The organism is Escherichia sp. WS1451 (assembly GCF_046487365.1).
GTDB classification, from domain to species: Bacteria; Pseudomonadota; Gammaproteobacteria; order Enterobacterales; family Enterobacteriaceae; genus Escherichia; species Escherichia coli.
Map to the genome: position 1 here is coordinate 41,803 of NZ_JBJQJP010000009.1, position 24,588 is coordinate 66,390.

The window sequence follows — 24,588 nt, forward strand, 5'->3', positions numbered from 1 at the left end:
CGTGCCTTCTTAACATTAATAAGAAATTTTGTATTAATTCATATTTATTATGAATTAATCATTTCCTTATTTTTCCGGAAATAATAATGCGTCGCGCAATAAATGATCATTTCCACGACGCCGCGTAAAGCCAATGCGGTCAAAATATTCCAGAATCTGAATTGCCAGCTTGCGGCCTACGCCTAAGCGATCGCGGAAATCCGCCGCGCAGGTTGAACCACACTCCTGATCGAGATCGCGGATCATATTGGCAAATTCGACAATCCGATCGTTACGGTAATAACGATCTTTAACGATCGCGGTAATTATCCCCTGCTGCGCCGCCTGGCGTAGAGTCAGGCGCATTGCCTGCTCGTCGGTTCCCGTCTCTTTTGCCAGATCACGCACCCACCACGGTTCGTCACCAAACAGCGGCTCTGCTTTTTGCCAGATGGCCTGCTGCTCTTCGCTGAAGCCCGCTTTGTGATCCGGCAGATGCAGCCAGCCGTGATGACTGAGGATGTCGCCGCTTTCGCGCATCTTTTCAATCAGCAACAGTACCAGCGCTTCATCTTCCATTGGCAACGCCATACGTCGCAGACGTTCGCGCCCAGGACCAGGCTCATCGCGATGTTGCTCATGATAAGTCGCTAATGTGTCGATAATTTTCCGCTGCCAGCGGGCGGCAACTGGCGCATTCAACAAGCTGTAACCAGCCTGAATATAGCCAGGCTGTTGCAGCAGTTCGCGCATCCCTTCGCCGTTGAGCTGCCGTGCCCAGGCGAAATCCGCAAGGTTAACCGCGCCGCGTTCCAGATGAACAGATAACGCATCGGCATCGCTCTGCGCCCGTGCAAGAGACGCCAGCCATTGCAGATATTCCGGCTTACGCTTACCGCGACGCGGCGGGTTAAGCATCACCACACGCGCCCCCGCCAGCGTGTTGCGGGCCGAGATATCGCGCAGCACTATGCGATCGTTATCCGCCAGCCACAGCGGCGTGTCGAACACCAGCTCGGCAAGGTTATCTTCCAGCAGCGAAACGCGTCCCGTAACGTGGCTGGCGGCGTGGTGAATATGCAGCGGCTGCCACTGGGTCAGCGGTGTATGGGTTTGAAGCTCGACAATCACCCGTGTGAACGGCTCCGGCGGCGCATCGGCAAGCAGCCAGTCGCCACGGTTAATCTGCTCTTTTTCCGCATCACCCGCGATGTTAAGCGCGATACGCTGCCCGGCATGGGCAGTTTCTGTTGGCTGATTTTGCGCATGTAGCGCACGCACGCGCATCGGTTTATTTACACCAGTCAGCCAGATTGAATCGCCTACCTTCACTTCCCCGCTTAACGCCGTACCGGTGACGACCAGCCCGGCACCTTTTACGGTAAATGCACGGTCGATCGCGAGGCGGAAACTATGTTGGCTGGCGTGTTCGCGTTCTGGTAACTGAAGCAGATGCTCGCGCAGGGCATCAATTCCCCGACCTTCGGTTGCTGCGGTGATAAACAGTTTTGCCTCAGCAAAACCGTATTCCCGCAGCACCTCCTTTACCTGGCGTTCAACCTCATCAACACGCGCTTCGTCCACGCGATCGGCTTTGGTCAGCGCCACTGTCAGCATCGGGTTACCGGTCAGCTGCAAAATCGCCAGATGCTCACGGGTCTGTGCCATCACGCCGTCATCGCACGCCACCACCAACAGCGCGTGATCGATACCACCAACGCCCGCCAGCATGTTGGAAAGAAACTTTTCATGACCGGGTACGTCGATAAAACCAGGCACGCGACCATCCGGCTGCGGCCAGTAGGCATAGCCGAGATCGATGGTCATGCCACGCTTTTTTTCTTCAGGCAGACGGTCGGCATTTACGCCAGTAATCGCCTGCAATAAGGTTGTTTTGCCGTGGTCAACGTGTCCGGCAGTCGCAATAATCATTTCAACAACATCTCCAAAAACCGTTGCTCATCTTCAAGGCAGCGTAAATCCAGCCACAATCGTCCGTCATAAATACGACCAATCACCGGCACTGGCAATTCACGCCAGCGGGCGGCTAATGACTCAAGGTGGCTACCGCGTCCATCATGGGGTGTAAACGTTAATGCCGCGCTCGGCAGGCGATCAACCGGCAGCGAACCACTGCCAATCTGCGAAAGACATGGCATAACCTGTACCGCAAACTCCGCGCCGTAATGTGCGGCAAGGGGAGCCTGTAAACGTTGTGCCTGGATTTGAATGACCTCTGCGCTGCGGGTAAGCAGGCGCAGGGTCGGTAATTTTTTACTCAGAGCTTCAGGGTGTAAATAAAGACGCAACGTGGCTTCCAGCGCCGCAAGGGTCATTTTATCCGCGCGTAATGCACGCTTCAGCGGGTGGCTTTGCAGGCGGGCGATCATCTCTTTTTTACCAACGATAATCCCTGCCTGCGGCCCGCCTAACAACTTGTCGCCGGAGAAACTCACCAGACTGACGCCCGCCGCAATCAACTCCTGCGGCATTGGCTCTTTCGGCAAACCGTACTGGCTAAGATCGACCAGCGAGCCACTGCCTAAATCAGTCACCACGGGAATATCCAGCTCTTTGCCAAGCGCCACCAGTTCAGCTTCGTCTATCGCTTTGGTGAACCCCTGAATGCTGTAGTTACTGGTATGTACTTTCATCAACAGTGCGGTATTTTCATTCACCGCCTGACGATAATCATTCGCGTGCGTGCGGTTGGTGGTCCCTACTTCGTGTAGGGTGCAGCCTGCCTGACGCATAACATCGGGAATACGAAACGCGCCGCCAATCTCCACCAGTTCGCCGCGAGATACCACCACCTCTTTCCCACTGGCAGTGGCCGCCAACATCAACAATACCGCCGCCGCATTGTTATTGACGATACAGGCATCTTCCGCCCCCGTAATACGGCACAGCAGCTGCGCCAGCGCACGATCGCGATGTCCGCGTCCGGCGTCGTCCAGATCGTACTCGAGGGTCACTGGCGAACGCATAGCCTGCGCAACGGCTTCCACCGCGGCTTCCGCCTGTAAAGCTCGACCAAGGTTGGTATGCAGCACGGTTCCCGTCAGGTTGATCACCGGACGCAGCGCGCTCTGCGCCTCTTTCGTCAACCGGGCATCGACTTCTTGCGCCCAGTTTTCACACCACGCGGGCAGCGTCTGGCTGTCACGAATCACTTCTCGCGCTTCGTCAAGCATCTGACGCAGCAATTCCACCACGCGGGTGTGACCATAAGTATCACGCAAAGAAAGGAAGGAGCTATCGCGCAATAAGCGATCAATAGCCGGAAGTTGACTATAGAGGGAACGCGTTTCGGTTGTCATAGGAAACCTGGCTGATCAAGGCCCTCTCACACGGAGAAGGGCGTTTAACATAACCACGGATTGTAACGTGAGATGGGTCAGGAGGACATATCGCGCATCAAGCCTTTGGCGGTTCGGTGCGAGCAAAACTTTCGCGGCTAAACAGGTTTTCGACCAGTTTGACTAAGTGTGGGCGGTCGACACACCAGCCTGGCGCAACGCGGCGGAAATTGAGATATCCGACGGCACAGGCAATGGCGATAGTCGCCAGATTGACCGTATCGGTTTTGAGCGTGCCATCGACCAGATATCCTTCCAGCACATCCAGACTGCGGTTGATTTTCTCACGCTGACGTAACAATTCATCTTCAGACTGCTGCGCCGCCGGACGCGCCTGTTCACGCACCGATACCAGCCCGGCATCCATAATGCCATCCGCCAGTGCCTCAATTTTGCGCACCCGCAACGACTCCAGCGGATCGCGCGGCAACATCGCCGGAGCAACATTCATTAATTCAATATATTCAGCGATGATCGGTGAATCAAACCAGCATTCGCCCTCTTCGGTCACCAGTACCGGTACTTTTCCTAACGGGTTAAATTGCGCCACGCCGTTATCCGCGTTATAGGGCAGTTCATTAATAAATTCGAACGTTATGCCCTTTTCTAACAACAGAATAGAAAGTTTGCGTACAAACGGGCTGGTGTAGCTACCGACGAGTTTCATGCCGAGTCCTTTGTGCGAGGAAAAATATCAGTATGGCTCAGGCTCGCGCAAAACACAGGTGATACAAGTCTCAATGATCCAAATAAAGATAATGCATCCAACTGGTCATTCTTAGTAGCACTTTCCGCATCACCGAAACATGGCTGAAATGGTCGGAGTAAACTGCCACCTGGGCGTAGATGCCGTCGGGTAAGGCATCGATATCATCGTTAGGGTCCAGTTCAATGGTTCCCAGCACACCGTCCGTGCCGGGCACGACCGTTAATGATTGCAATACCCCCTGCGCCTGATAAGAACCGCCTGGCACGACAGGTAAAATACTGGTCAGTTTGCCGTGAAACACCTGCCCAGGTAGCGCGTTAAACACCACTTCCGCATCATCGCCGGGTTTCAGACGTAACAGCGAGTTCTGCCGAAATTGGGCGACAATTTGCCGTTTTTGCTCGGGGATGAAAACCATCACCGGACGTAGCGGCAAGGCAGCTGCGTATGTACCTGGGCGGATCAGTACCTGAGTAACGTAGCCATTACTCGGTGCGCGAATGACAGTCTGCTCAAGGTTATATTTTGCTTCAGTAAGTTGCGCTCTTAAGCTCACAATCTGCGACTGCTCGCCGTTAACCATACTGTCGAGCTGGCTCTGGATCTGCGCCTGCTCCGCCACCGAGCCTTTCACCAGCGCGTCCTGCGCGAGGAAATTTTGCCGCGCATCGTCGATGTCACGTTCCGAGAACGGATTCACTGCCGCCTGGCTGCCTTTCAGGTAACGTTGATAATTTTTAAACAGACGGTCGCGCTCCGCTGAAACCTGGGTGGTGTTGGCCTGCGCTTCAGTGAGCTGCGCGCGCAGCGTCTTTATATTATGCGTCGCCGTCATCAGGTCAGCCTGAAGTCTGTCAACTCGCGCCTGGTAACGAACCGGGTCGAGCTTAAAAAGCACCTCGCCCTTCTGAATAAGCTGATTATTTTTGTCGGTGACTTCAGTAACAATTCCCGTCACCTGTGGCGTGATGGGGATCGCTATCACTGCCTTTTGCGCGGTAAAAGTGTAAGGGTGGTTGTAGTTCATCAACAAAATCAAACCACTCACCAGAAACACGCCTCCCAGCGCCGCCGTCGCCAGCGTCCACTGATTCACCGGAATGCGGAAGATTTTAAAGACCGCCCACGCCAGTGCCACGTAAGTTAAAACAATCAATAGATCCATAATTAGATCTCCGGGAACGTGGAATAGTCAGTCTTTCTCTCGGCGGCGAGTTGGTGCTCCAGCCGGGAAATTCGGTCAGAAAGTGCGGCGATTTCCGGGTCTGGCACGTCGCCTTGCGGCGCAACATGTGACTGCATGCCCCAGCCGCGCTCCGGTTGATAGAGCGTCGCCCAGATCCACAAAAACGGCCAGATAACATGCAGAGTAAACAGGCTCACCCAGCCCGCCGTATGAATAGCGTCGGCATGGGGGTGATTGCGCTTTTTGGCAATCAGATAAGGGATGTCATGTATCGCGATGATTCCATAAAAAATCACCAGAAAGACGAAGATCAGCACTCCCAACGCGAAATAGTTTAGAAACATATCTGCCTCGGATTCACGTTTATCAGTGTTGTTTTTGGCTGGCAGCCAGATGGGAGTCGGGCTGATATTTTGACAATAATCCGGGTTGGCGATTCTCGCCATAACACCGAAGAATAATTTTTAGAGGTGATGAGTTGCTTAGTTACATAACGATTTTATGACGAAGGCATAACATGCTGCAGATCACATCAGGTGAACGCCGTAAGAAAATATCTTGTGATTCAGATCACAAAGATTCAACAAACTAACAAAACAAAAATGTGACATTACTCACATTTAAATGCCATTTTTAGCGAAAATCGCCGCCTTGTTGCTTTTTTACACAAGCATTTTGTGATGAGCATCACGTAAATTACCTCTCTACCCCCTACATTTATGTGACTGATATCACACAAAAGGCCGCCGACTGGACAGTTAACCGATTCAGTGCCAGATTTCGCAGTATCTACAAGGTCCGGCTACCTCTGCCGCCACATTAACAAAAAACCTCGGGCTTCCAGCCTGCGCGACAGCAAACATAAGAAGGGGTGTTTTTATGTCATCCGATATTAAGATCAAAGTGCAAAGCTTTGGTCGTTTCCTCAGCAACATGGTGATGCCAAATATCGGCGCGTTTATCGCGTGGGGTATCATCACCGCGTTATTTATTCCAACAGGGTGGTTACCGAACGAAACGCTGGCGAAGCTGGTCGGGCCGATGATCACTTATCTCCTGCCGCTGCTGATCGGTTATACCGGTGGTAAGCTGGTAGGCGGCGAACGTGGCGGCGTAGTCGGTGCCATTACCACCATGGGCGTTATCGTCGGCGCAGACATGCCGATGTTCCTCGGTTCTATGATTGCAGGTCCGCTGGGCGGCTGGTGCATTAAGCACTTCGACCGCTGGGTAGACGGTAAGATCAAATCCGGTTTTGAGATGCTGGTGAATAACTTCTCCGCTGGCATCATCGGGATGATCCTCGCTATTCTGGCGTTCCTCGGCATTGGTCCAATTGTTGAAGCCCTGTCCAAAATGCTGGCTGCGGGCGTTAACTTCATGGTTGTCCATGACATGCTGCCGCTGGCGTCTATCTTTGTTGAACCGGCGAAAATCCTGTTCCTCAACAACGCCATTAACCACGGTATCTTCTCGCCGCTGGGTATTCAGCAGTCCCATGAACTGGGTAAATCCATCTTCTTCCTGATTGAAGCTAACCCAGGTCCAGGTATGGGCGTGCTGCTGGCGTACATGTTCTTTGGTCGTGGTAGCGCTAAACAGTCTGCGGGCGGTGCGGCAATCATCCACTTCCTGGGGGGTATCCACGAAATCTACTTCCCGTATGTGCTGATGAATCCGCGTCTGATTCTGGCCGTTATCCTCGGCGGTATGACTGGCGTATTCACGCTGACTATCCTGGGCGGTGGGCTGGTTTCTCCGGCATCTCCGGGTTCTATCCTTGCTGTACTGGCGATGACGCCAAAAGGTGCTTACTTCGCTAACATCGCGGGTGTGTGTGCGGCGATGGCAGTCTCCTTCGTTGTCTCTGCTATTTTGCTGAAAACCAGCAAAGTGAAAGAAGAAGATGATATTGAAGCTGCTGCGCGTCGCGTTCAGGAAATGAAAGCTGAGTCTAAAGGTGCATCTCCGCTGTCTGCGGGCGATGTGACTAACGACCTGAGCCACGTACGTAAAATCATCGTTGCCTGTGACGCCGGTATGGGTTCCAGTGCGATGGGCGCAGGTGTGCTGCGTAAGAAAATTCAGGATGCAGGTCTGTCGCAGATTTCTGTTACTAACAGCGCGATCAACAACCTGCCGCCAGATGTGGACCTGGTCATCACTCACCGTGACCTGACCGAACGCGCTATGCGCCAGGTTCCGCAGGCACAGCATATTTCGCTGACCAACTTCCTCGACAGCGGCCTGTACACCAGCCTGACCGAACGTCTGGTTGCTGCCCAGCGCCATACTGAAAACGAAGTAAAAGTGAAAGACAGTCTGAAAGACAGCTTTGACGATTCCAGTGCTAACCTGTTCAAGCTAGGCGCGGAGAACATCTTCCTCGGTCGCAAAGCGGCCACCAAAGAAGAAGCGATTCGTTTTGCTGGCGAGCAGCTGGTGAAAGGCGGTTACGTTGAGCCGGAATACGTTCAGGCGATGCTGGATCGTGAAAAACTGACCCCGACTTATCTGGGTGAGTCTATCGCGGTGCCACACGGTACGGTTGAAGCAAAAGATCGCGTACTGAAAACGGGCGTGGTGTTCTGCCAGTACCCGGAAGGCGTGCGCTTCGGTGAAGAAGAAGATGACATTGCCCGTCTGGTGATTGGTATTGCTGCCCGTAACAACGAGCACATTCAGGTTATCACCAGCCTGACCAATGCACTGGATGATGAGACTGTCATCGAGCGTCTGGCACACACCACCAGCGTGGATGAAGTGCTGGAATTGCTGGCAGGTCGTAAGTAATCCAATCCTACCCTCTCCTCACGGAGAGGGTTTGGGTGAGGGAAAAGCCTCACCCCAGCCCTCTCGGGTAAAAACATTGATGAAGGTTAATACTATGAAAGCATTACATTTTGGCGCAGGTAATATCGGTCGTGGCTTTATCGGTAAACTGCTGGCAGACGCGGGTATCCAACTGACGTTTGCCGATGTCAATCAGGTGGTACTTGATGCCCTGAATGCCCGTCATAGCTATCAGGTTCATGTGGTTGGTGAAACCGAGCAGGTAGATACCGTTTCCGGCGTCAATGCTGTCAGCAGCATTGGTGATGATGTCGTTGATCTGATTGCTCAGGTTGATTTAGTCACTACCGCCGTGGGCCCGGTTGTGCTGGAACGTATTGCCCCGGCAATCGCCAAAGGGCTGGTGAAACGTAAAGAACAAGGTAATGAATCCCCGCTGAACATCATCGCTTGTGAAAACATGGTCCGCGGCACCACACAGCTGAAAGGACATGTGATGAACGCCCTGCCGGAAGATGCCAAAGCGTGGGTAGAAGAACACGTTGGCTTTGTTGATTCCGCCGTTGACCGCATCGTGCCGCCTTCGGCTTCTGCAACCAACGATCCGCTGGAAGTGACGGTAGAAACATTCAGCGAATGGATTGTTGATAAAACCCAGTTCAAAGGCGCGCTGCCGAACATCCCAGGCATGGAGTTAACCGACAACCTGATGGCATTTGTCGAACGTAAACTCTTCACCCTGAATACGGGTCATGCTATAACCGCGTACCTCGGAAAACTGGCGGGTCATCAGACCATTCGTGATGCGATTCTCGACGAGAAAATCCGCGCGGTGGTAAAAGGTGCGATGGAAGAAAGCGGTGCGGTACTGATCAAGCGCTACGGCTTTGACGCAGACAAGCATGCGGCATACATCCAGAAAATCCTCGGTCGTTTCGAGAACCCGTATCTGAAAGATGATGTAGAGCGCGTAGGCCGTCAGCCGCTGCGTAAACTGAGCGCTGGTGACCGTCTGATTAAGCCACTGCTCGGTACACTGGAATATGGTCTGCCACATAAAAACCTGATTGAAGGTATTGCCGCTGCAATGCACTTCCGCAGTGAAGATGATCCGCAGGCTCAGGAACTGGCAGCACTGATCGCTGACAAAGGTCCGCAGGCGGCGCTGGCACAGATTTCCGGTCTTGATGCCAACAGCGAGGTTGTATCCGAGGCGGTAACCGCTTATAAAGCAATGCAATAATGGTGGACCAGGCGCAGGACACTCTGCGCCCGAATAACAGATTGTCAGATATGCAGGCAACAATGGAACAAACCCAGGCCTTTGAAAACCGTGTGCTTGAGCGTCTGAATGCTGGCAAAACCGTGCGAAGCTTTCTGATCACCGCCGTCGAGCTTTTGACCGAGGCGGTAAATCTTCTGGTGCTTCAGGTATTCCGCAAAGACGATTACGCGGTGAAGTATGCTGTAGAACCGTTACTCGACGGCGATGGTCCGCTGGGCGATCTTTCTGTGCGTTTAAAACTCATTTACGGGTTGGGCGTCATTAACCGCCAGGAATACGAAGATGCGGAACTGCTGATGGCATTGCGTGAAGAGCTAAATCACGACGGCAACGAGTACGCGTTTACCGACGACGAAATCCTTGGACCCTTTGGTGAACTGCATTGCGTGGCGGCGTTACCACCGCCGCCACAGTTTGAACCTGCAGACTCCAGTTTGTATGCAATGCAAATTCAGCGTTACCAACAGGCTGTGCGATCAACAATGGTCCTTTCACTGACAGAGCTGATTTCCAAAATCAGCTTAAAAAAAGCCTTTCAAAAGTAAGTACTTTCGCTTACTTCTCCTCTACCTGTTTCGGCCGATAAAGCCGACGATAATATTCCAGACGTTGTAGATATAACGGCACGCTTTCATCAGGTATTCCGGACGGAATCGCGTTACGGGGAGGTAGTTTTTTCAGATACTCCCGGAACGCCTGGCTCGATGCCATGAAATCTACGGCTTTATCGATAAGAAGCGGAACGTTTTCACCTAATTTGCCCATGATGATATCTCCGTATTACCCCGCGCCGGGAATGCGCGGCCGCCAATTTTAGTTTAGATCCCGGTATAAATGACATTAAGGAAAACGTGCTCAATCCTCAATAATCATCCGTTTCTATTAACTATCTTTTTTCTTTAAATTTCTTAATTAATCAATAAATTGCGTAGTTTTTAAGCATGTTAATGTTTACGTTATAGAACTATTGCAACGCCATCAGTTGTGAACAAAGCACCTGGTCGCGCATACTAGAGGCTATAAATTTATCTCTATCAGAAGTCATCACATGAAAGAAGTCGAAAAAAACGAAATCAAACGTCTCAGCGATCGTCTGGATGCCATCCGTCACCAGCAGGCCGATCTGTCGCTGGTTGAAGCCGCAGACAAATATGCCGAACTGGAAAAAGAGAAAGCCACTCTGGAAGCAGAAATTGCTCGCCTGCGCGAAGTTCACAGCCAGAAACTCAGTAAGGAAGCACAGAAGCTGATGAAGATGCCGTTCCAGCGTGCAATCACCAAAAAAGAGCAGGCTGATATGGGCAAGCTAAAAAAAAGTGTTCGCGGACTGGTGGTTGTGCACCCAATGACCGCGCTGGGCCGTGAAATGGGCCTGCAAGAGATGACAGGGTTCTCTAAGACCGCGTTTTAAGTTCCTTTCTCGTCGCTGTAATTACAGCCACTCACGATTTACTCGCTCCTGCTGGCACATGCAGGAGCCTGTTTCAGAGATCGAATATTTGTAACGTTCTTAACATTATATATTCAACTCCACCTACACTTCTGAGCGATCTGAGCAGGCTAAATTCTGAAAAGCAGGTACAAATTAAATAATGATGTATCAATATCAACAATGAATTACCGCATAGCAATGCTTGAAACATAATTAATTATTTAAATTTTTCTATCAGCATCGCAAACTTCGCAATAAAACATCACTCAACTGAATATTTACCTTTCCCTGCCCTGGGCCTTTATCCGGTGAAAAATTTGACATTGATTGACACCGATCATTAAAATCCGCGCGATTAATATTATTGGCTACAAACCGAAATTGTTTGACACTTAATAACATATTCGCACAACCGATTAATACAAAAATTCTCTAACAAATTTATTTGCCGGATATGCTCCACTCTAATCATTCATAAAAAAAATGATTGTGCCGTAATTATCAACTGTATCGGGATTATGAAAAGGAATTCATCCTATGAACCTAAAGAAAACACTGTTAAGCGTGTTAATAATAGTGCCTCTCTGCTTATTGGCAGGGTGTGACTATATTGAAAAAGCGAGTAAGGTCGACGACCTCGTTACACAGCAAGAGTTGCAAAAAAGCAAAATTGAGGCGCTTGAGAAACAACAGGAACTCGATAAGCGAAAGATAGAACATTTTGAAAAACAACAAACTACTATCATAAATAGTACCAAGACGCTCGCTGGCGTGGTGAAGGCGGTTAAAGACAAACAGGACGAATTTGTCTTTACAGAATTTAACCCGGCACAAACCCAATACTTCATTTTAAATAACGGCTCTGTTGGTTTGGCAGGCCGGGTGCTGGCTATTGATGCAGTTGAAAATGGCAGCGTTATTCGTATTTCGCTGGTTAATTTATTAAGCGTTCCCGTATCAAATATTGGCTTTCATGCGACATGGGGCAATGAAAGACCCACCGATGCCAAAGATCTGGCAAAGTGGCAACAATTACTTTTCAACACCACACTGAATTCCACTCTGCAATTAATGCCTGGTCAATGGCAAGACATTAATCTGACATTAAAAGGCGTTTCGCCTAATAAACTGAAGTATCTGAAGTTGTCCATCAATATGGCCAATCTCCAGTTCGACACTGTTCAATCTGCTGAAACTCGGCAGCGAAAAAACAAAAAATAAATGCAGCTTCTGCGCTTATATCAAGGAATAGAGAGCATCAATAATGAACAAAATTTTTAAAGTTATCTGGAATCCAGCGACGGGCAGTTACAGCGTTGCCAGCGAAACGGCGAAAAGTCGTGGGAAGAAGAGCGGGCGCAGTAAGCTGTTAATTTCTGCACTGGTTGCGGGTGGATTATTGTCGTCGTCTGGGGCATTAGCTCAGGCAGGGTTAGATACAGGTACTGGTGTTACCCCTGCTGGTCATAATAATGGAACAGGTTGGATAGCTATTGGTACCGATGCTGAAGCAAGCACTCATACCACAACGAATGGCGCAGCAACTGCCGTGGGCTACTACTCCAAAGCGTTAGGTATGTGGAGTACTGCGTTAGGTGCATATAGCGAATCGAATGGCAATGCTTCACTGGCTCTTGGGGTTAAAGCACAATCTAACGGTGACCGCTCTATTTCGATGGGCGCTTCGTCGAGTGCAAGCATAAATGCGGGTTACTCCATCGCGATGGGGGTATTTGCTTTCACCGATGCAGAGTACGCGGTAGCCCTTGGCAATGAGAGCAAGGCACTTGGTAAATACAGCCTTGCATTAGGAAACGCAAGTCAGGCATCTGGCGAATCCAGTATTGCATTAGGTAACACAAGTGAAGCCAGCGAACAAAACGCGATTGCGCTGGGGCAAGGCAGCATTGCGAGCAAAGTGAACTCAATCGCGTTGGGCAGTAACAGTTCGTCTGCAGGAGAGAATGCCATCGCGCTAGGAGAGGGCAGTGCCGCGGGAGGCAGCAACAGTCTAGCTTTCGGTAGTCAATCCAGGGCAAGCGGCAATGATTCTGTCGCCCTCGGTGTAGGGGCTACAGCAGCGACCGACAATTCTGTCGCTATCGGCGCAGGATCGACCACTGATGCAAGCAATACAGTTTCAGTTGGCAACAGCACAACAAAACGCAAAATTGTTAATATGGCTGCCGGTGCCATAAGCAACACCAGTACCGATGCCATCAACGGCTCACAGCTTTATACGATCAGTGATTCAGTCGCCAAACGGCTCGGGGGAGGCGCTACTGTAGGCAGCGACGGCACCGTAACCGCACTAAGCTACGCGTTGAAAAGCGGCACCTATAATAACGTGGGTGATGCTCTGTCAGGAATCGACAATAATACTCTGCAATGGAATAGAACCGCGGGGGCATTCACCGCTGCACACGGCTCAAATACCACCAGTAAAATCACTAATGTTGCTAAAGGTACGGTTTCTGCAACCAGCACCGATGTAGTAAACGGCTCTCAATTGTACGACCTGCAGCAGGATGCTCTGTTGTGGAACGGCACCGCGTTCAGCGCTGCACACGGCACCGACGTCACCAGCAAAATCACCAATGTCACCGCTGGTGAGCTCTCTGACACCAGCACCGACGCCGTCAACGGTTCTCAGCTGAAAGCGACCAAGGACGATGTGGCGGCAAACACCACCAACATCACTAACCTGACGGGCGAAGTGGCTGGCAACACCACCAGTATCACCAACCTGACTGATACGGTGAATAATCTCGGTGAAGACGCCCTGAAATGGGACGACGCCGCAGGCGCATTCACCGCTGCACACGGCACTAACGCCACCAACAAAATCACCAATGTCACCGCTGGCGAACTCTCTGATACCAGCACCGACGCCGTCAACGGTTCTCAGCTGAAAGCGACCAAGGACGATGTGGCGGCAAACACCACCAACATCACTAACCTGACGAGCGAAGTGGCTGGCAACACCACCAGTATCACTAACCTGACTGATACGGTGACTAACCTCGGTGAAGACGCCCTGAAATGGGACGACGCCGCAGGCGCATTCACCGCTGCACACGGCACTAACGCCACCAACAAAATCACTAACGTCACCGCTGGTGAGCTCTCTGACACCAGCACCGACGCCGTCAACGGTTCTCAGCTGAAAGCGACCAAGGACGATGTGGCGGCAAACACCACCAACATCACTAACCTGACGGGCGAAGTGGCTGGCAACACCACCAGTATCACCAACCTGACTGATACGGTGAATAATCTCGGTGAAGACGCCCTGAAATGGGACGACGCCGCAGGCGCATTCACCGCTGCACACGGTACTAACGCCACCAACAAAATCAGCAACGTACAAGCTGGCATAGTCTCCTCTGACAGCACTGACGCCATAAATGGCTCACAACTTTACGGTTTGGCTGATTCATTCACGTCCTATCTGGGTGGTGGTGCTGATATTAGCGATACAGGTGTATTAACCGGGCCAACCTATAGTATTGGCGGCACTGACTACACTAACGTCGGGGATGCTCTGGCTGCGATTAACACTTCATTTAGTGATTCTCTCGGTGATGCTCTGCTCTGGGATACAACCGCAGGCAAATTCAGCGCCAAACACGGCATTAATAATGATCCCAGTGTAATCACTGATGTTGCAAACGGTGCAGTCTCGTCCACCAGTAGCGACGCTATTAACGGTTCGCAACTTTATGGCGTTAGTGACTACATTGCCGATGCTCTGGGCGGGAACGCTGTGGTGAATGCGGACGGCAGTATCACTACACCGACTTATGCCATAGCGGGTGGAAGTTACAACAACGTTGGTGACGCACTGGAAGCGATCGATACCACGCTGGATGACGCCCTGCTCTGGGATGCGACAGTCAATGACGGTGCTGGTGCATTCAGCGCCGGTCGCGGGGTAGATAACACCGCCAGTAAGATTACTCACGTCGCAAATGGTGCAATCTCTGCCACCAGCAGCGACGCGATTAACGGCTCACAACTCTATACCACCAATAAGTACATCACTGATGCGCTGGGCGGTGATGCAGAAGTTAACGCTGACGGCACTATCACTGCGCCGACTTACACCATTGCAAATACCGATTACAACAACGTCGGTGAAGCTCTGGATGCGCTTGATGAGAACGCGCTGCTGTGGGATGCGACCGCCAATAACGGCGAAGGGGCTTACAACGCCAGTCATGACGGCAAGGCCAGCATTATCACAAACGTTGCTGATGGTAACATTGGTGAAGGTAGCACCGATGCTATCAACGGTTCTCAGCTGTTTAACACCAATATGCTGATCCAGCAGAACAGCGAAGTCATTAATCAGCTTGCCGGTAACACCAGTGAAACCTACATCGAAGAAAATGGTGCAGGTATTAACTATGTGCGTACCAATGACACCGGTTTAACCTTCACCGATGCCAGCGCACAGGGTGTTGGCGCTACAGCAGTGGGTTATAACTCTGTTGCCAAAGGCGATAGCAGCGTGGCCATGGGTTATAACTCTTTTGCCGAAGGCGATAGCAGCGTGGCCATGGGTCAGGGCAGCTACAGCGACGTTGATACGGGTATCGCTCTGGGTAGCAGTTCCGTTTCCAGCCGTGTAATAGTTAAAGGGTCTCGTGACACCAGCGTGTCAGAAGAAGGTGTTGTGATTGGTTATGACACCACGGACGGCGAACTGCTTGGTGCATTGTCGATCGGTGACGATGGTAAATATCGTCAAATCATCAACGTCGCGGATGGTTCCGAAGCCCATGACGCCGTTACTGTTCGCCAGTTGCAAAACGCCATTGGTGCAGTAGCAACCACACCAACCAAATACTATCACGCCAACTCAACGGCTGAAGACTCACTGGCAGTCGGTGAAGACTCGCTGGCAATGGGCGCGAAAACCATCGTTAATGGTAATGCGGGTATTGGTATCGGCCTGAACACGCTGGTTCTGGCTGATGCGATCAATGGTATTGCTATCGGTAGCAACGCAAGTGCAAACCATGCAAACAGCATTGCAATGGGGAATGGTTCTCAGACTACCCGTGGTGCGCAGACCAACTACACCGCCTACAACATGGACGCACCGCAGAACTCTGTGGGTGAGTTCTCTGTCGGCAGTGAAGACGGTCAACGTCAGATCACCAACGTCGCAGCAGGTTCGGCTGATACCGATGCGGTCAACGTGGGTCAATTGAAAGTAACGGACGCGCAGGTTTCCCAGAATACCCAGAGTATTACTAACCTGAACAATCAGGTGACGAATCTGGATACTCGCGTTACCAATATCGAAAACGGCATTGGCGATATCGTAACCACCGGTAGCACCAAATACTTCAAGACCAACACCGATGGCGTAGATGCCAACGCGCAGGGTAAAGACAGTGTTGCAATTGGTTCTGGTTCCATTGCTGCCGCTGACAACAGCGTCGCGCTGGGTACCGGTTCCGTGGCCAACGAAGAAAACACCATCTCTGTGGGTTCTTCTACCAACCAGCGTCGTATCACCAACGTTGCTGCAGGTGTTAATGCCACCGATGCGGTTAACGTTTCGCAGCTGAAGTCTTCTGAGGCAGGCGGCGTTCGTTACGACACCAAAGCTGATGGTTCTATAGACTACAGCAACATCACTCTCGGTGGTGGTAATGGCGGTACGACTCGCATCAGCAACGTCTCCGCTGGCGTCAACAACAACGACGCAGTGAACTATGCGCAGTTGAAGCAAAGCGTGCAGGAAACGAAGCAATACACCGATCAGCGCATGGTTGAGATGGATAACAAACTGTCCAAAACTGAAAGCAAGCTGAGTGGTGGTATCGCTTCTGCAATGGCAATGACCGGTCTGCCGCAGGCTTACACGCCGGGAGCCAGCATGGCCTCTATTGGTGGTGGTACTTACAACGGTGAATCGGCTGTTGCTTTAGGTGTGTCGATGGTGAGCGCCAATGGTCGTTGGGTCTACAAATTACAAGGTAGTACCAATAGCCAGGGTGAATACTCCGCCGCACTCGGTGCCGGTATTCAGTGGTAATGATCCATTAAGTTAGTGTGACTAAGGGCAATTCTCTGATGAGGATTGCCCTTTTCTTTACCAGACATCTCCCCCCACAAGAATTGGCCCTACCAATTCTTCGCTTATCTGACCTCTGGTTCACAATTCCCCAATTAAAACTCACATCAATGTTGCTAATGCATAACATTTAGTTAACTATCCATTGTCATTATCCCTACACAACACAATTGGCAGTGCCACTTTTACACAACGTGTGACAAGGAGATGAGCAACAGACTCATTACACGGCGTGTGTGGACTGCAGGAGACCTGCAATGAATCTCTGGCAACAAAACTACGATCCCGCCGGGAATATCTGGCTTTCCAGCCTGATAGCATCGCTTCCCATCCTGTTTTTCTTCTTTGCGCTGATTAAGCTCAAACTGAAAGGATACGTCGCCGCCTCATGGACGGTGGCAATCGCCCTTGCCGTGGCTTTGCTGTTCTATAAAATGCCGGTCGCTAACGCGCTGGCCTCGGTGGTTTATGGCTTCTTCTACGGGTTGTGGCCCATCGCGTGGATCATTATTGCAGCGGTGTTCGTCTATAAGATCTCGGTGAAAACCGGGCAGTTTGACATCATCCGCTCGTCTATTCTTTCGATAACCCCTGACCAGCGCCTGCAAATGCTGATTGTCGGTTTCTGTTTCGGCGCTTTCCTTGAAGGAGCCGCAGGCTTTGGCGCACCGGTAGCAATTACCGCCGCATTGCTGGTCGGTCTGGGCTTTAAACCACTCTACGCCGCCGGACTGTGCCTGATTGTTAACACCGCACCAGTGGCATTTGGCGCGATGGGTATTCCGATTCTGGTCGCCGGGCAGGTAACAGGCATCGACAGCTTTGAGATTGGTCAGATGGTGGGGCGTCAGCTGCCGTTTATGACCATTATCGTGCTGTTCTGGATCATGGCGATTATGGACGGTTGGCGCGGTATCAAAGAGACGTGGCCTGCGGTCGTGGTTGCAGGTGGTTCGTTTGCCATTGCTCAATACCTCAGCTCTAACTTCATTGGGCCGGAACTGCCAGACATTATCTCTTCGCTGGTATCACTGCTCTGCCTGACGCTGTTCCTCAAACGCTGGCAACCAGTGCGCGTATTCCGCTTCGGTGACTTGGGGGCGTCACAGGTTGATATGACGCTGGCTCACACAGGTTACACGGCAGGTCAGGTGCTGCGCGCCTGGACACCGTTTCTGTTCCTGACCGCCACCGTAACGCTGTGGAGTATCCCGCCGTTTAAAGCCCTGTTCGCTTCAGGCGGTGCGCTGTATGAGTGGGTGATCAACATTCCGGTGCCGTACCTCGATAAACTGGTTGCCCGTATGCCGCCAGTGGTCAGCGAAGCGACAGCGTATGCCGCCGTGTTTAAGTTTGACTGGTTCTCTGCCACCGGTACCGCCATTCTGTTTGCTGCCCTGCTCTCGATTGTCTGGCTGAAGATGAAACCATCTGACGCTATCAGCACCTTCGGCAGCACGCTGAAAGAACTGGCTCTGCCCATCTACTCCATCGGTATGGTGCTGGCATTCGCCTTTATCTCGAACTATTCCGGTTTGTCATCAACACTGGCGCTGGCACTGGCGCACACCGGTCATGCATTCACCTTCTTCTCGCCGTTCCTCGGCTGGCTTGGGGTATTCCTGACCGGGTCGGATACGTCATCTAATGCTTTGTTTGCCGCTTTGCAGGCTACCGCCGCACAACAAATTGGCGTTTCTGACCTGTTGCTGGTTGCTGCCAACACCACCGGTGGTGTCACCGGCAAAATGATCTCTCCGCAATCTATCGCTATCGCCTGTGCGGCGGTAGGCCTGGTGGGCAAAGAGTCTGATTTGTTCCGCTTTACTGTCAAACACAGCCTGATCTTCACCTGTATGGTGGGCGTGATCACCACGCTTCAGGCCTATGTCTTAACGTGGATGATTCCTTAATGATTGTTTTACCCAGACGCCTGTCAGACGAGGTTGCCGATCGTGTGCGGGCGCTGATTGATGAAAAAAACCTGGAAGCGGGCATGAAGTTGCCCGCTGAACGTCAACTGGCGATGCAACTCGGCGTGTCGAGAAATTCACTGCGCGAGGCGCTGGCGAAACTGGTAAGCGAAGGTGTGCTGCTCAGTCGACGTGGCGGCGGGACGTTTATTCGCTGGCGTCATGACACATGGTCGGAGCAAAACATCGTCCAGCCGCTGAAAACGCTGATGGCCGATGATCCGGATTACAGTTTCGATATTCTGGAAGCCCGCTACGCCATTGAAGCCAGCACCGCGTGGCATGCGGCAATGCGCGCCACACCAGGCGAAAAAGAGAAAATTCAGCTTTGCTTTGAAGCAACGCTAAGTGAAGACCCGGATCTCGCCTCACAAGCGGACGTTCGTTTTCATCTGGCGATTGCCGAAGCCTCGCATAACATCGTGCTGCTGCAAACCATGCGCGGTTTCTTCGATGTCCTGCAATCCTCCGTGAAGCATAGCCGCCAGCGGATGTATCTGGTACCCCCGGTTTTTTCACAGCTGACCGAACAACATCAGGCAGTCATTGACGCCATTTTTGCCGGTGATGCTGACGGGGCGCGTAAAGCAATGATGGCGCACCTTAGCTTTGTTCACACCACCATGAAACGATTCGATGAAGATCAGGCTCGCCATGCACGCATTACCCGCCTGCCTGGTGACCATAATGAGCATTCGAGGGAGAAAAACGCATGATTATTTCCGCAGCCAGCGATTATCGCGCCGCAGCGCAACGCATTCTGCCGCCGTTCCTGTTCCACTATATGGATGGGGGGGCATATTCTGAATACACGCTGCGCCGCAACGTGGAAGATTTGTCAGAAGTGGCGCTGCGCCAGCGTATTCTGAAAAACATGTCTGACTTAAGCCTGGAAACGACGCTGTTTAATGAGAAATTGTCGATGCCGGTGGCGCTAGGTCCGGTAGGTTTGTGTGGCATGTATGCGCGACGCGGCGAAGTTCAGGCTGCCAAAGCAGCGGATGCGCATGGCATTCCGTTTACTCTCTCGACGGTTTCCGTTTGCCCGATTGAAGAAGTGGCTCCGGCTATCAAACGTCCGATGTGGTTCCAGCTTTATGTGCTGCGCGATCGCGGCTTTATGCGTAACGCACTGGAGCGAGCAAAAGCAGCGGGTTGTTCGACACTGGTTTTCACCGTGGATATGCCAACACCGGGAGCGCGTTATCGTGATGCGCATTCTGGGATGAGCGGCCCGAACGCGGCAATGCGCCGCTATTTGCAGGCGGTGACGCATCCGCAATGGGCGTGGGATGTGGGCCTGAACGGTCGTCCGCATGATTTAGGTAATATCTCAGCTTATCTCGGCAAACCGACCGGACTGGAAGATTACATCGGCTGGCTGGGGAATAACTTCGATCCGTCCATCTCATGGAAAGACCTTGAGTGGATCCGCGATTTCTGGGATGGCCCGATGGTGATCAAAGGGATCCTCGATCCGGAAGATGCGCGCGATGCAGTACGTTTTGGTGCTGATGGGATTGTGGTTTCTAACCACGGTGGCCGCCAGCTGGACGGTGTACTCTCTTCCGCTCGTGCGTTGCCCGCTATTGCAGATGCGGTGAAAGGTGATATCGCCATTCTGGCGGATAGCGGAATACGTAACGGGCTTGATGTCGTGCGTATGATTGCGCTCGGTGCCGACACCGTACTGCTGGGTCGTGCTTTCCTGTATGCGCTGGCAACAGCGGGCCAGGCGGGTGTAGCTAACCTGCTAAATCTGATCGAAAAAGAGATGAAAGTGGCAATGACGCTGACTGGCGCGAAATCGATTAGCGAAATTACGCAAGATTCGCTGGTGCAGGGGCTGGGTAAAGAATTGCCTGCGGCACTAGCTCCGATGGCGAAAGGGAATGCAGCTTAAGGGTTAGATGAATATCTGCTATCCTGCCCCCGCACTAAGGGGGCAGTATGCTAAACATCGTACTTTACGAACCAGAAATTCCGCCAAATACTGGCAACATCATCCGTCTTTGCGCTAATACCGGCTTTCGTCTGCATATCATCGAACCGATGGGATTTGCCTGGGACGATAAGCGCCTGCGCCGCGCGGGGCTGGACTATCACGAGTTTACCGCCGTTACGCGTCATCATGACTATCGCGCGTTTCTCGAAGCAGAAAATCCCCAGCGCCTGTTTGCCCTCACCACGAAAGGTACGCCTGCTCACAGCGCCGTAAGCTATCAGGATGGCGATTATCTGATGTTCGGCCCGGAAACACGCGGCCTGCCAGCGAGCATTCTTGATGCCCTGCCCGCTGAACAAAAAATTCGCATTCCAATGGTGCCGGACAGCCGCAGCATGAACCTGTCCAATGCGGTGTCGGTCGTGGTGTATGAAGCCTGGCGGCAGCTGGGATATCCGGGAGCGGTGTTGAGAGATTAGTTACTGTATGCCGGATAGATGATTACATCGCATCCGGCACAATCACAGGACGTCAGATCCCATCCCCATATTCAAACGTATGGTTAATACCGTTGAAATGCTGATCCATATCCATTGACGGTTTATCGCTATCCGGTTTGCCGACAATGCGTGCCGGAACGCCAGCGGCGGTGGTATGCGGCGGCACCGGTTGCAGCACCACGGAACCTGCGCCAATCTTCGCGCCGCGCCCAACTTCAATATTGCCGAGAATTTTCGCGCCCGCGCCAATCATCACACCTTCACGAATTTTCGGATGACGGTCGCCACCAGATTTACCCGTACCGCCAAGCGTCACAGATTGCAGAATCGATACGTCGTTTTCAATCACCGCCGTTTCACCCACAACGATGCCCGTGGCGTGGTCAAGCATGATACCGCGGCCAATTTTTGCTGCCGGGTGAATATCAACCTGGAACGTCACAGAAACCTGGTTTTGCAGAAAGATTGCCAGTGCGCGACGCCCCTGATTCCACAACCAGTGACCGATGCGATACGCCTGCAAAGCATGAAAACCCTTCAGGTATAGCAACGGGGTTGAGTATTTATCCACCGCCGGGTCACGGGTACGCACCGCCTGAATATCACAGGCCGCAGAGGCGATCATTTCCGGGTCGGCGGCGTAGGCTTCTTCCACCACTTCACGGATAGCAATAGCCGGCATAATGGGCGATGACAGCTTGTTCGCCAGCATGTAGCTCAGTGCACTGCCAAGGTTTTCGTGCTTGAGTAGCGTCGCGTGGTAAAAACTGGCCAGCATTGGCTCACAGTCCGCCAGCGTTCTGGCTTCAGCTTTAATATTGTTCCAGACAATTTCCAGTTCTTCACACGACATTGCTTACTCCACACGATAAGATAATGACCGACCCGTTCTGCGCGGGCCGGGTCATAGTGGTAACAAAGGTTCCCTGGGTTTAGTGGCTGCTGCGCTCGTCCTTGCGTGCACGACCTAGTAAAGTCAATGCTGCCTCGCGCGCGTTTTTTCCGCAATATAATACTTGATAAATTTCCTCGGTTATTGGCATTTCAACGCCGAAGCGATGCGCCAGTTCGCGGACTTCTTTCGTATTGCGGTAGCCTTCCACCACCTGACCAATTTTCTCCTGCGCGCTTTGTACATCCATGCCCTGACCGAGCATCATGCCAAAACGGCGGTTACGCGACTGGTTATCAGTACAGGTAAGCACCAGATCGCCCAGCCCCGCCATGCCCATAAAGGTGGCAGGATCGGCACCCAGCGCCGCACCAAGACGCGACATTTCAGCCAGCCCACGGGTGATCAGTGCCGTACGCGCATTCGCACCAAAACCGATACCGTCGGACATCCCCGCGCCAATGGCAATGACGTTTTTCACCGCGCCGCCAAGCTGCACACCGATGAAATCCGGGTTGCTGTAAACGCGGAAACTTTTGCCACAGTGCAACAATTGCTGGAGATCATCGGCAAAGGTCTGGTCGGTAGAGGCCAGCGAAATGGCCGTTGGTAGACCTGCCGCCAGTTCTTTCGCAAACGTTGGGCCAGAGATAACCGCCAACGGAATTTGATCGCCTAAGGCCTCACGCGCCACGTCCTGTAACAGACGTCCGGTTTCTGCTTCCAGCCCTTTGGTCGCCCACACCAGACGCGCATCAGGACGCATCAGCGGTTTAATCTGACGCAGCACTTCACCAAAGACATGGCTGGGTACGACGACGAGAATATTACGGCTGGCTGCCAGCGCAGTGGCGAGATCGCTTTCAAGATGGAGCGTATCGGGAAAAGGCACATCGGGGAGAAACGCGGCGTTACAGCGCTCGCGTTCAAGCGTTGCGATATGTTCAGGGTCATGGCCCCAGAGGACAACCTCGTGGCCATTTCTTGCCAGGGTGATGGCAAGAGCGGTGCCGTACGAGCCGGCACCGATCACAGTCATTGAAGCATTACGTTGGTTCATCAGGCATCCTGATGTTCTTCAGTACCTTCGCCAGCCTGCTGCTGCAAATAGTTCATGAACAGCGCATCGAAGTTAACCGGCGCAAGGTTCAGTTGCGGGAATGTACCGCGGGATACCATGCTGGTGATGCACTCACGAGCATACGGGAACAGAATGTTCGGGCAGTATGCACCCAGGCAATGTGCCATCTGGGTGCCCTCGATACCCGCGATGGAGAAAATACCGCCCTGCTGAACTTCACACAGGAACGCGGTTTCTTCGCCCAGGGAGGCCGTTACGGTAACACGCAGTACCACTTCGTAAACGTCATCTGCCAGTTGAGAAGATGCCGTATCCAGATCAAGTTTAACTTCTGGCTGCCAATCTTTCTGGAAAACGTGCGGCGCGTTCGGCGCTTCGAAAGAAATATCCTTGGTATAAATACGTTGGATCTGGAAAGTCATTTCGGTGTTGTTTTGTTCTGACATGTGTAGAAAACCCTTAAGTGTTGTCCTTAAATACTGCGCAATGTAATGCCAACGTTCACACGTTATTTCAGCAGGGGATCCAGTCCACCACGTGCATCCAATGCATACAAGTCATCACAGCCGCCAATGTGCTGTGCGTCAATAAAAATCTGGGGAACCGTGGTGCGACCGCTGCGTTTGATCATCTCTTCACGCTTAGCGGCGTTGCCATCGATCGGCAACTCCTGAAAACTCACGCCCTTGCTGCTCAGCAGTGCTTTCGCACGATGGCAATACGGGCAGGTTTCTTTGGTATAGATTTCAACATTGGCCATAACTTAGCTCCTGTTTTTTTACCCTGAAATTTCTTGTTGCAGGGCGGCTGCAAAATGGAGTGTCCCCAGAAGCTTATAACAATAAGTCGCTGGGGGCCTAATTGCAGCTAACGGCCTGCATCATGAAAGACGACAGGTAAATTATTTGCCGCGCACCAGAGGTAAGTTTTCGCCAGCCCAGCCAGCAACGCCCTCTTTCAGCACGAATACTTGCGCAAAACCAGCTTTCGTCAGCGCGTTTGCAGGCTCCTGGCACTGCATGCCAGAACCATCTACCACGATAACCGGTTTGTCTTTGTGCTTCTCAAGCTCACCAACATTGTTGGCTTTGATTTCGCTCGGCAACAGGTTGATAGAACCTGCGATATGGCCTTTACGGAAGTCATCACGCTGACGTAAATCCACAACCACAGCGTCTTCTTTGTTGATCAGACGCGTAGCTTCACCACGAGTAATCACCTTCACTTTCGAGGTCAGGCTCTTAAACGTAGTCACAAGAACCGCCACCAGTAACGCGATCCAGGCGATACTCAGTATGGGATGACGGCCAACAAATTGCATAATTTCTTGCATGGGGGGTAACAACTCCCGACGTAGTGATTA

21 protein-coding genes are annotated in these 24,588 nt (G+C 52.2%); 10 read left to right on the forward strand and 11 right to left on the reverse strand.

Annotation, left to right across the window (positions count from 1 at the left end):
* Window positions 1-66: 66 nt before the first annotated feature.
* The 5 genes from selB to ACJHX7_RS13245 all read right to left on the reverse strand — a co-directional run bounded on the left by selB (window position 67) and on the right by ACJHX7_RS13245 (window position 5,577).
* Window positions 67-1,911, reverse strand: a complete 1,845-nt coding sequence (selB, locus tag ACJHX7_RS13225) for a selenocysteine-specific translation elongation factor (RefSeq protein ID WP_032172505.1) — start codon at window positions 1,909-1,911, stop codon at window positions 67-69.
* On the reverse strand, window positions 1,908-3,299 hold the full coding sequence (gene selA, locus ACJHX7_RS13230) for an L-seryl-tRNA(Sec) selenium transferase (RefSeq protein WP_000206241.1): 1,392 nt from the start codon (window positions 3,297-3,299) through the stop codon (window positions 1,908-1,910). The genes selB and selA overlap by 4 nt, the downstream gene beginning before the upstream one ends.
* A gap of 97 nt (window positions 3,300-3,396) precedes the next feature.
* The gene (locus tag ACJHX7_RS13235; protein ID WP_000779792.1) at window positions 3,397-4,005 is read right to left on the reverse strand and encodes a glutathione S-transferase; all 609 of its coding nucleotides are present in this window, start codon (window positions 4,003-4,005) and stop codon (window positions 3,397-3,399) included.
* Window positions 4,006-4,075: 70 nt separating this feature from the next.
* Entirely contained in the window at window positions 4,076-5,212 is a 1,137-nt protein-coding gene (locus tag ACJHX7_RS13240; protein ID WP_000364939.1) for an HlyD family secretion protein, read from the reverse strand.
* 2 nt (window positions 5,213-5,214) lie between these two features.
* A complete protein-coding gene (locus ACJHX7_RS13245; RefSeq protein ID WP_075861652.1) occupies window positions 5,215-5,577 on the reverse strand; it encodes a DUF3302 domain-containing protein in 363 nt (120 codons plus the stop codon).
* Between the two features lie 535 nt (window positions 5,578-6,112).
* Between ACJHX7_RS13245 and mtlA the strand changes: the two genes are divergently transcribed.
* From mtlA to mtlR, 3 genes are all read left to right on the forward strand, one after another.
* Window positions 6,113-8,026, forward strand: coding sequence for a PTS mannitol transporter subunit IICBA (gene mtlA / locus ACJHX7_RS13250; RefSeq protein ID WP_089583376.1), 1,914 nt, complete (start codon window positions 6,113-6,115; stop codon window positions 8,024-8,026).
* A 94-nt stretch (window positions 8,027-8,120) separates the two neighbouring features.
* Window positions 8,121-9,269 carry a mannitol-1-phosphate 5-dehydrogenase gene (mtlD, locus tag ACJHX7_RS13255; RefSeq protein WP_000645420.1) on the forward strand — a complete coding sequence of 383 codons (1,149 nt, stop codon included), beginning with the start codon at window positions 8,121-8,123 and terminating at the stop codon, window positions 9,267-9,269.
* Window positions 9,269-9,856 (forward strand): mannitol operon repressor MtlR, encoded by a 588-nt coding sequence (mtlR, locus tag ACJHX7_RS13260; protein ID WP_000228269.1) that lies wholly within the window; start codon window positions 9,269-9,271, stop codon window positions 9,854-9,856. The genes mtlD and mtlR overlap by 1 nt, the downstream gene beginning before the upstream one ends.
* A 10-nt stretch (window positions 9,857-9,866) precedes the next feature.
* Here the strand turns inward: mtlR and yibT are convergent, their stop codons facing one another.
* On the reverse strand, window positions 9,867-10,076 hold the full coding sequence (gene yibT, locus ACJHX7_RS13265) for a protein YibT (RefSeq protein WP_000517099.1): 210 nt from the start codon (window positions 10,074-10,076) through the stop codon (window positions 9,867-9,869).
* A gap of 283 nt (window positions 10,077-10,359) precedes the next feature.
* Between yibT and ACJHX7_RS13270 the strand changes: the two genes are divergently transcribed.
* The 7 genes from ACJHX7_RS13270 (at window position 10,360) to trmL (ending at window position 21,231) form a co-directional block, all read left to right on the forward strand.
* Window positions 10,360-10,722, forward strand: coding sequence for a YibL family ribosome-associated protein (locus ACJHX7_RS13270; protein ID WP_000665680.1), 363 nt, complete (start codon window positions 10,360-10,362; stop codon window positions 10,720-10,722).
* A 558-nt stretch (window positions 10,723-11,280) separates the two neighbouring features.
* On the forward strand, window positions 11,281-11,964 hold the full coding sequence (locus ACJHX7_RS13275) for a hypothetical protein (protein WP_410231628.1): 684 nt from the start codon (window positions 11,281-11,283) through the stop codon (window positions 11,962-11,964).
* Window positions 11,965-12,007: 43 nt separating this feature from the next.
* On the forward strand, window positions 12,008-16,795 hold the full coding sequence (locus tag ACJHX7_RS13280; RefSeq protein WP_410231629.1) for a YadA-like family protein: 4,788 nt from the start codon (window positions 12,008-12,010) through the stop codon (window positions 16,793-16,795).
* A gap of 296 nt (window positions 16,796-17,091) precedes the next feature.
* A complete protein-coding gene (gene lldP, locus ACJHX7_RS13285) occupies window positions 17,092-18,747 on the forward strand; it encodes an L-lactate permease (RefSeq protein WP_001297977.1) in 1,656 nt (551 codons plus the stop codon).
* Entirely contained in the window at window positions 18,747-19,523 is a 777-nt protein-coding gene (lldR, locus tag ACJHX7_RS13290; protein WP_001304974.1) for a transcriptional regulator LldR, read from the forward strand. The genes lldP and lldR overlap by 1 nt, the downstream gene beginning before the upstream one ends.
* On the forward strand, window positions 19,520-20,710 hold the full coding sequence (gene lldD / locus ACJHX7_RS13295) for a quinone-dependent L-lactate dehydrogenase (protein WP_000586976.1): 1,191 nt from the start codon (window positions 19,520-19,522) through the stop codon (window positions 20,708-20,710). Before lldR ends, lldD begins: the two co-directional genes overlap by 4 nt.
* A gap of 47 nt (window positions 20,711-20,757) precedes the next feature.
* Window positions 20,758-21,231: a tRNA (uridine(34)/cytosine(34)/5-carboxymethylaminomethyluridine(34)-2'-O)-methyltransferase TrmL gene (gene trmL, locus ACJHX7_RS13300; protein WP_000932347.1), complete on the forward strand. Its 474-nt coding sequence runs from the start codon at window positions 20,758-20,760 to the stop codon at window positions 21,229-21,231.
* A 52-nt stretch (window positions 21,232-21,283) separates the two neighbouring features.
* Here trmL and cysE read toward each other — a convergent pair whose 3' ends face one another.
* The 5 genes from cysE to ACJHX7_RS13325 all read right to left on the reverse strand — a co-directional run bounded on the left by cysE (window position 21,284) and on the right by ACJHX7_RS13325 (window position 24,558).
* A complete protein-coding gene (cysE, locus tag ACJHX7_RS13305) occupies window positions 21,284-22,105 on the reverse strand; it encodes a serine O-acetyltransferase (protein ID WP_001277561.1) in 822 nt (273 codons plus the stop codon).
* 79 nt (window positions 22,106-22,184) lie between these two features.
* Entirely contained in the window at window positions 22,185-23,204 is a 1,020-nt protein-coding gene (gene gpsA / locus ACJHX7_RS13310; RefSeq protein ID WP_033807562.1) for an NAD(P)H-dependent glycerol-3-phosphate dehydrogenase, read from the reverse strand.
* Window positions 23,204-23,671: a protein-export chaperone SecB gene (secB, locus tag ACJHX7_RS13315; protein WP_000003377.1), complete on the reverse strand. Its 468-nt coding sequence runs from the start codon at window positions 23,669-23,671 to the stop codon at window positions 23,204-23,206. Before secB ends, gpsA begins: the two co-directional genes overlap by 1 nt.
* Before the next feature lie 62 nt (window positions 23,672-23,733).
* Window positions 23,734-23,985, reverse strand: a complete 252-nt coding sequence (gene grxC, locus ACJHX7_RS13320; protein ID WP_000024392.1) for a glutaredoxin 3 — start codon at window positions 23,983-23,985, stop codon at window positions 23,734-23,736.
* A 141-nt stretch (window positions 23,986-24,126) separates the two neighbouring features.
* The gene (locus tag ACJHX7_RS13325) at window positions 24,127-24,558 is read right to left on the reverse strand and encodes a rhodanese-like domain-containing protein (RefSeq protein WP_001156181.1); all 432 of its coding nucleotides are present in this window, start codon (window positions 24,556-24,558) and stop codon (window positions 24,127-24,129) included.
* Between the last annotated feature and the right edge of the window lie 30 nt (window positions 24,559-24,588).